This is a genomic window from Microbacterium sp. (assembly GCF_003248605.1).
Classification (GTDB): domain Bacteria; phylum Actinomycetota; class Actinomycetes; order Actinomycetales; family Microbacteriaceae; genus Microbacterium.
In genome coordinates this window covers 1-7585 of record NZ_QFPF01000116.1, presented here as the reverse complement: position 1 = coordinate 7585, position 7585 = coordinate 1, and the positions used below count along the sequence as shown (strand labels likewise).

At 70.3% G+C, this 7585-nt stretch carries 8 protein-coding genes; 4 read left to right on the top strand and 4 right to left on the bottom strand.

All coding sequences use genetic code 11. The features are described 5' to 3' along the window. A partial coding sequence (locus DI573_RS12830) for a metal-sensing transcriptional repressor (RefSeq protein WP_292814969.1) occupies positions 1–86 on the bottom strand: 86 nt, incomplete at its 3' end. A 65-nt stretch (positions 87–151) separates the two neighbouring features. After that, the gene (locus tag DI573_RS12825) at positions 152–625 is read right to left on the bottom strand and encodes an Lrp/AsnC family transcriptional regulator (RefSeq protein ID WP_292814966.1); all 474 of its coding nucleotides are present in this window, start codon (positions 623–625) and stop codon (positions 152–154) included. Between the two features lie 165 nt (positions 626–790). On the opposite strand from DI573_RS12825, the gene DI573_RS12820 reads away from it, so the two are divergent. The 3 genes from DI573_RS12820 to DI573_RS12810 are packed head-to-tail and all read left to right on the top strand — an operon-like array spanning position 791 to position 4088. Continuing rightward, the gene (locus DI573_RS12820) at positions 791–1981 is read left to right on the top strand and encodes a thiamine pyrophosphate-dependent dehydrogenase E1 component subunit alpha (RefSeq protein WP_292814964.1); all 1191 of its coding nucleotides are present in this window, start codon (positions 791–793) and stop codon (positions 1979–1981) included. Then, positions 1978–2988 carry an alpha-ketoacid dehydrogenase subunit beta gene (locus DI573_RS12815; protein ID WP_292814961.1) on the top strand — a complete coding sequence of 337 codons (1011 nt, stop codon included), beginning with the start codon at positions 1978–1980 and terminating at the stop codon, positions 2986–2988. The genes DI573_RS12820 and DI573_RS12815 overlap by 4 nt, the downstream gene beginning before the upstream one ends. After that, complete coding sequence (locus DI573_RS12810; protein ID WP_292814959.1) at positions 2985–4088, top strand: dihydrolipoamide acetyltransferase family protein; 1104 nt, start codon at positions 2985–2987, stop codon at positions 4086–4088. Before DI573_RS12815 ends, DI573_RS12810 begins: the two co-directional genes overlap by 4 nt. Before the next feature lies 1 nt (position 4089). Here the strand turns inward: DI573_RS12810 and DI573_RS12805 are convergent, their stop codons facing one another. After that, positions 4090–5880 (bottom strand): alkaline phosphatase family protein, encoded by a 1791-nt coding sequence (locus DI573_RS12805; protein WP_292814956.1) that lies wholly within the window; start codon positions 5878–5880, stop codon positions 4090–4092. Between the two features lie 49 nt (positions 5881–5929). After that, positions 5930–6535, bottom strand: coding sequence for a TetR/AcrR family transcriptional regulator (locus DI573_RS12800; protein WP_292814953.1), 606 nt, complete (start codon positions 6533–6535; stop codon positions 5930–5932). A 93-nt stretch (positions 6536–6628) separates the two neighbouring features. Between DI573_RS12800 and DI573_RS12795 the strand changes: the two genes are divergently transcribed. Beyond that, on the top strand, positions 6629–7585 hold a 957-nt coding region (locus DI573_RS12795; protein WP_292814951.1), incomplete at its 3' end, for a carboxyl transferase domain-containing protein.

Here is a 7585-nt window from a genome sequence, read left to right as displayed (position 1 = left end):
ACCATGCGGGCGATGCCTCGCACCTGACCCTCGGCTCGGCGCAGTCGCTTGAGCAGGTCGTCCTTGTTTTCGACGTAGCCGTTCATGCTTCTACTCTACCCCCGTAGGGTATGCCCTGGCCACGGCGAGCTCGGGCACGATGCGAGCAGACTCAGTCCGCTTTGCGGGCCAGCGCCATGAGAGGGCTGACACGATAGGGGATGATCTCGCCCATCACGAGGGAGGTCTCGGTGCGCTCGACACCGGGGACGGCGAGGATCCGGGCGTCGACATCAAAGAGGTGTCGTGCGTCACGGCATGCGACGTGCACGAGCAGATCGACCTGACCGCTGAGCCCGTACGCCTGGATGATCTCGGGGATCTCGGCGATGCGGGCGGCGATCGAGGGCAGCTCGGTCTGGCGCACGAGCACCGAGATGGCGGCCTGGAGGGGATAGCCGAGGGTGTGCGGTGCGATGGTGCGCTCGAAGGAGAGGAACACACCCGCGCGTTCGAGCTTTGCCATGCGTGCCTGCACGGTGTTGCGCGAGAGGCTCAGCCGATCCGCCAGGGCGACCACGGTGGCTCTCGGGTCGTCGGCGAGCGCGCTCAGCAGCGCGAGATCGACGTGATCCAGCTTGCTCATAGTGCGGGACTTTATCACGATGCGACCCGCCACTTCGGCGCATCCTGCTCAATACGCACGCGCATGCTTGAGCGTCGTGCGAATCTTCGTACACTCGAATCAGCGGCGACGACGCCGCAGCTCGACAGCGTCCCACAAGGACCGACGAGACCCAGGAGGGCCGCGATGACGCACCCGATCTCCACTGTCCACCCCGGCGCGATCGCCGCGGACGACGACCTCGCCCAGGTGCTGGACGCCGAGGGCGAACGCCACCCGGATCCCACGCTCGATCCGTACATCGCGGATGTCGACGCCGACCTTCTGCGCGGTCTGTTCACCGATATGAGCATCGTTCGGCGACTCGATCGCGAGGGCGTGGCCCTCCAGCGGCAGGGTCAGCTCGCACTCTGGGCGCCGTGCCTCGGGCAGGAAGCCGCGCAGGTCGGCACGGGCCGGGCGCTGCACGCCGCCGACTTCGTCTTCCCGAGTTACCGCGAGCACGGTCTGGCGTGGGTGAGGGGCGCCGCGCCCGTCGACCTGATCCGCGTCTGGCGCGGGGAGGAGAACTCGTCGTGGGATCCCGCGGCGGTGCGGATGGCGCCGCCCCAGATCATCATCGGCGCGCAGACGCTGCACGCCGTCGGGTACGCGATGGGCATCCAGCGGGACGCCGCGCTCGAGCGGGGCGGCACGGCGGGCGCGGCGTCGCCGGTCGAGGCCGCCGAGCGGGAGATCTCAGTGGCGTACTTCGGCGACGGCGCGAGCAGTCAGGGGGATGTGCACGAGGCGATGGTGTTCGCGTCGTCCTTCCGCGCACCCGTCGTCTTCGTGTGCCAGAACAACCACTGGGCCATCAGCGAACCCGTGGGCGTGCAGGCGCGGCGCCCCCTGGCCGGGCGGGCGCCGGGCTACGGCATCCCGAGTCTGCGGGTGGACGGCAACGACGTCCTGGCGTGCTTCGCAGCGATGCGGTGGGCGGCGGATCATGCGCGATCGGGTCGCGGACCCGCCTACATCGAGGCGGTGACCTACCGCATGGGGCCGCACACGACGGCCGACGACCCGACCCGCTACCGCCGGGATGCGGAGGTGGATCGCTGGGGGCACCGCGACCCGCTCGCCCGCGTGGAACGGCATCTGCGCGCGCAGGGCGCCTTCGACGACGAAGTCGCCGCGGATGTCGCCGCCCGATGCGATGCACTCGCGCGGGCGGTGCGCGAGGCAGCCCTGACCTACCGATCCCGCGCCCCGCTCGCCGTCTTCGACGACGTGTACGCCGAGCCCCACACCGCGATCGCGCGGGAGCGCGCCCACTTCGCCGCCTACCTCGACGGGTTCGTCGACGCCGGCCACGACGGGGAGGACGCACGATGAGCGAGATGACGATGGCCCGCGCGATCGGCGCAGGGCTGCACCGTGCGATGACGGACGACCCGCGCGTGCTCGTCATGGGCGAGGACATCGGGCGCCTCGGCGGTGTCTTCCGTGTGACCGACGGCCTGCTGGCAGAGTTCGGTGCCGACAGGATCATCGACACCCCTCTCGCCGAAGCGGGCATCGTCGGCACGGCCGTCGGCCTCGCGTACCGCGGCTTCCGGCCGGTCGTCGAGATCCAGTTCGACGGCTTCATCTACCCCGCCTTCGATCAGATCGTCTGCCAGGTCGCGAAGCTGCACTATCGCACCCGCGGGCGCGTGAAAATGCCGCTGACGATCCGGGTGCCGTGGGCAGGCGGCGTGGGTGCCGCCGAACATCACTCCGAATCCCCCGAGGCGTACTTCGTGCACACGGCGGGGCTCCGCGTGGTCGCGGTATCCCACCCCGGCGATGCGTACACCATGCTGCGGCAGGCGATCGCCTGCGACGATCCCGTGGTGTTCTTCGAACCCAAGCGGCTGTATCACAGCAAGGGTGAGGTGGACCTCGACCGCAGCCTCGCCGATGCGCCGCCGATGGGTCTTGCGCGCATCATGCGCCCGGGAAGGGACGTCACTCTCGTCACGTACGGCGCGCAGGTGGCCGTGGCGCTGGATGCCGCCCTCGCGGCCGAGGATGAGGGCGTGTCGATCGAGGTGGTCGACCTGCGCTCGCTCTCGCCGATCGATCACGCGACCCTCGATGCGTCCGTGCGCAGAACGGGGCGCGTCGTGGTGACCCACGAGGCGGCGCTCCAAGGGGGACTGGGCGCCGAGATCGTCGCGGGAGTCACGGAGCGGTGCTTCGCCGATCTCTCGGCCGCGCCCGTCCGGGTGACCGGGCACGACATCCCGTACCCGCCCGCCAAGCTCGAACGCCATCATCTGCCGGATCTCGACCGCATCCTCGACGGTGTGGACCGGGTGCTCGGCCGACCGAACTCACTCACGGGGGTGACGCTGTGACCTACACCTTCGCGTTGCCGGACCTCGGAGAGGGCCTCACCGACGCCGAACTCGTGCACTGGCAGGTGGCGGTGGGGGAGCACGTCGATCTGAATCAGACGATCGCCGAGGTCGAGACCGCCAAGGCGGTCGTCGAGCTCCCCTCGCCGTGCGCCGGGACCGTACGCGAACTGCTCGCCGACGTCGGTCAGACCGTGCCCGTCGGTGGTGGCATCATCACGCTCGACGAGGATGGCGAGCCCGTGCTCGACGCCGGACCCGACGCGGGGCCGGCCCCGCACCTCGTCGGCTACGGCGCGCCCGCGTCTCCGGCCGGACGCCCGCATCGGCGTCCCCGCATCCCGCGCCCTGCCGAACCGCCGGCGCCGCGTACAGAGCAGCCCGCGGTCGCCGAAACGCGAGCGGACGAGCGGGTTCCGATCCGCGGACTGCGACGCCGCACGGCCGAGGCCATGGTGCGAAGCGCCTTCACCGCGCCCCACGTCACGACGTTCCTCGACGTCGACGTGACACGCAGCGTCGAGCTGGTGGACGCGCTCCGCGCGGACCGGTCTCTCTCGGCCCACAGGATCGGCATCCTGACGGTCACCGCGCGCGCGGTATGTCTGACGCTTGCCTGTCATCCCGAGCTGAACGCGTCGTGGGACGACGCCGCCGGCGAGATCGTGCGTCACACCGCGGTGAACCTCGGCATCGCGGTGGCGACGGAGCGCGGACTCGTCGTGCCTGTCGTCCGGGGCGCCGACGCTCTTGCGCTCCCCGCGCTCGCCGACGCCGTCGACGAGCTGGCCCGCACGGCCCGCGAGGGTCGCACGAGCCCCACTGCGATGACGGGCGGAACATTCACGATCTCGAACATCGGCGTCTTCGGGGTGGATGCCGGCACGCCGATCCTGAATCCGGGCGAGGCGGGCATCCTCGCCCTCGGCGCCGTGCGGCGACGGCCGTGGGAGCACGGGGGTGAGATCGCGCTGCGCGAGATCATGACGCTCTCGCTGTCGTTCGATCATCGGCTCGTCGACGGAGCCGAGGGTGGGCGCTTCCTCGCCGATCTCGGGATGCTGCTGACCGATCCCGCACGGGCGATGCTCTACGCATGAGTCACGCGGACGCGGCGGGCGACGCAGACGGCGACGCGTCGACCTTGGGATAGAAGAGCCCGGGAGCGTGCGCGGCGAGCACCGCGTGCGCTTCGGCGTAGGTCTGCGGCTCGGGGTCGCCGGGCTGACCGTAGCGGGCCTGCAGCAGGCCGAGCAGACCCTTGCCGGGCTGACTCAGGGGCTTCAGGCGATGCTTGCCGTGGGCGAGGTCGGCGAGTGCGTCCTCCTCCGCGTTCTGCTGCACCCACATCGGGTGCACGGCGGGCCACGTCGCGGGGTCGCGGGGAGCGTCGAGGTTGACGATCGCGAACAGGTCGTTCGCCCCCTCATCGCGACGTGTCAGCGGTGCGAGCCCGTGCAGGCGGCAGAGGGTGCGAATCACGGCGGCGTGGTGCATCTCGTCGTGCACGATCGTCCCGCGTCGCGTGTAGGCCGAGACGGCGATCGCCGGCACACGCAGCCCGAGCCGGTCGAACGCGAATCCCATCTCGCCGGCGGGTGCGTCCGCTGTGGGGGGTGTCGCGCGCGGCGGCGGCATGTGATCGTAGGTGCCGCCGTGCTCGTCGAAAGTGATCAGCAGCAGGGTGTTGAGGGCGTTCGATCCGTCGGCGCTCGCGCTCGTGCGGACCGCGTCGTACACGCTCGCCACGAGCGCCTCGCCCGCGCGCACGTCCGAATCGGCCGAATCGGCGATGTATTCGCCGTCGACCTCGCTCTCGCGCAGCGCCCCGAACGGCGGGTGGAAGTCGTTGTGGTTGTACACCATGCGCGGCTCGATGAATGCATAGGCGGGCAGGGTGCCCGCCGCCGCCTCGTCGAAGAACTCCGACATGTAGCCGAAGCGTCCGGTGCGCCAGTACTGCTCGAGCACAGGGGCGTGCATGACACCCGTGAGTGAGACGAGCTGGAGTTCGTCGAAGTAGATCTTCCAACTGATCCCCGCCTCTTCGAGGCGATTGAAGATCGTCGGATCCGGGTTCGCGTCCAGCCACTTGGCGTAGCCGCTGCCGCCCCGGTTGGTCACGTAGCCGTGCGAGGTCGAGGCGTGGAAGAACGACCGGTTGCAGTAGGTCTGGCTCGGCACCGCGGCGAACCAGTTGTCGAAGACGGCGAACTCGCGAGCGAGGGTCGAGAGCACAGGCAGCATCTCGGGCGAGAATCCGCCCATGATCTGCGCGACCTCTTCGGCGCTCGGAGCCTTGCCCCGGTGCATCCGCTCGTAGTTGATGCGGTAGTCGGCGACGAATCCCTCCATCGTCGGCGTCGCGTCGGCGTCGGGTGCGTTGTAGGGGGCGGCCATCTCGTCGACCCACAGGCGTCGATTGCCCTCGGGCCGCACGGTGCCGAAGAGCTGGGTGTTCACATGCGGGAACTCCTCGCCCGGATCGGGGTTGGGCGAGCCCATGATGACATCGGTCGAGCCTGTGTAGACGTGCGCCGGCACGCTCGTGCCGTCCTGATCGGCATTGGCGTACTCGCCGAACGCGAGGCCCGCGAATCTCTCGCCCGCCGGGATCGTCGCGGGGGTGTACAGCCATCCGAGGAGGTTGTCGAAGGAGCGGTTCTCGCCCATCAGCACGACCACGTGGGCGAACCCCGGCTCGTCGCGAACCTCCTGGGCCGCCGACCCCGACTCGCGCACGCCCGCGGCATGCCCGAACGCCGCACCGGCGGCGCCTCCGGCGACCCCGCCGACGAGCAGTCCCGCGGCGGCGTACCCGCCTGCGCGCAGAAAGTCGCGGCGGCTGCGCTGCGACGCGTGCTCCCGCTCGAGTGAGTCCTCATCCGCCATGTCGTGCCCCCTTCTGCGCCGCAGTCAGCGTATCGGCGCGGCGGTGGGGTCAGGCGCGCAGCGCCGCGCGGGCCATTGCGGTGAGCACGGCGCGGGCCGCCGCATCCGTCGCGCCTGCCCCCGCATGCGGCGTGGAGTTCATGAGCCCGAAGGCGGCGTGTGCACGAAGGCGGGCCTCGGCGACGGCGCGCGCCGGGTCCTCGGCGCGCAGCGCGGCCACCCAGAGCTCGACGTAGGCACGCTGCAGGCGCCGGACGGCGGCGCGATCCTCGTCGGACAGGGCGGCGAGGTCACGGTCCTGAACGCGGATGACGTCGGGACTGCGCACCGCGAAGTCGATGTGGAATGCGATGAGCGCATCCAGACGCTTCGCGGGATCGGGTGTGGATGCCGCAACCTCGGCGCCGTCCTCGTGCAGCTGCTCGCTCGCCTCGCGCAGGATCGCCCCCAGCAGCGCCTGCTTGGTGGCGAAGTGGCGATACACGGCCGGACCCGAGATCCCCGCCGCCGCGCCGAGATCCTCGATGCCCACTCCGGAGAACCCCCGCTCGGCGAACAGGCGAGTGGCGGTCCGGATCAGTTCGTCACGACGCTCGGCCTTGGCGAGGGCGCGAGCGGAGCGCGGGGCGGGCGTGACATCCCGGACTGTTGCCACGTCCCGCCTCCCAGAGTAGTCTGCTGTCAGTTAGTGAACACTAACCGAAAGTCGAACGGGGCGGCAACGCCCGCGGCGATCGACGGAGACGCCATGATCGAACGAGCCGAGGCAGAAGCCCCGCCGACCCAGCGCACTCTCGCCGAGCAGCTGCGACGACGCCTTGCCACCGTCGCGCAGGGGGGACCGCGGGCCGCGCGCGATCGTCACCTCTCCCGAGGCAAGCTGCTGCCGCGCGAGCGTGTGGAGCGACTCCTCGATCCGGGCAGCCCGTTCCTCGAGATCGCGCCTCTCGCGGCGTGGGGGATGTACGACGGTGAGGCTCCGGCAGCGGGCGTGATCGCCGGTATCGGGCTCGTGCACGGCCGCCACATCATGGTCATCTGCAACGACGCGACCGTCAAAGGCGGCACCTACTTCCCCCTCACCGTCAAGAAGCACCTGCGCGCGCTCGAGATCGCCGCCGAGAACAAGCTGCCCTGCGTCTGCCTCGTCGATTCCGGCGGCGCCTACCTTCCGTTGCAGGACGAGGTCTTCCCCGATCGTGATCACTTCGGGCGGATCTTCTATGCGCAGTCGCGGCTCTCGGCGGCCGGCATCCCGCAGATCGCGGCGGTGATGGGCTCCTGCACGGCCGGCGGCGCGTACGTACCGGCGATGAGCGATGAGAGCGTGATCGTGCGCGGCACGGGCACGATCTTCCTCGGCGGGCCGCCGCTGGTGAAGGCCGCGATCGGAGAGGTGGTCACGGCCGAAGAACTCGGCGGCGGAGACCTGCACGCCAGACGTTCGGGCGTCATCGATCACCTCGCCGACGACGATGCGCACGCCCTCGAGATCGTCCGCGACATCGTGCGCACCCTGCCCCCACCCCAGCCGCAGATCTGGCGGGTGGAGACCACGACGCCGCCGGCCGAGGATCCGGCGACACTCGTCGATGTCGTACCCCTCGAAGCTGCCGCGCCGTACGATCCGCGCGTCGTGATCGATCGCCTCATCGACGGCGGCACCTGGCACGAGTTCAAGAGCGAGTTCGGCACCACCCGGTCG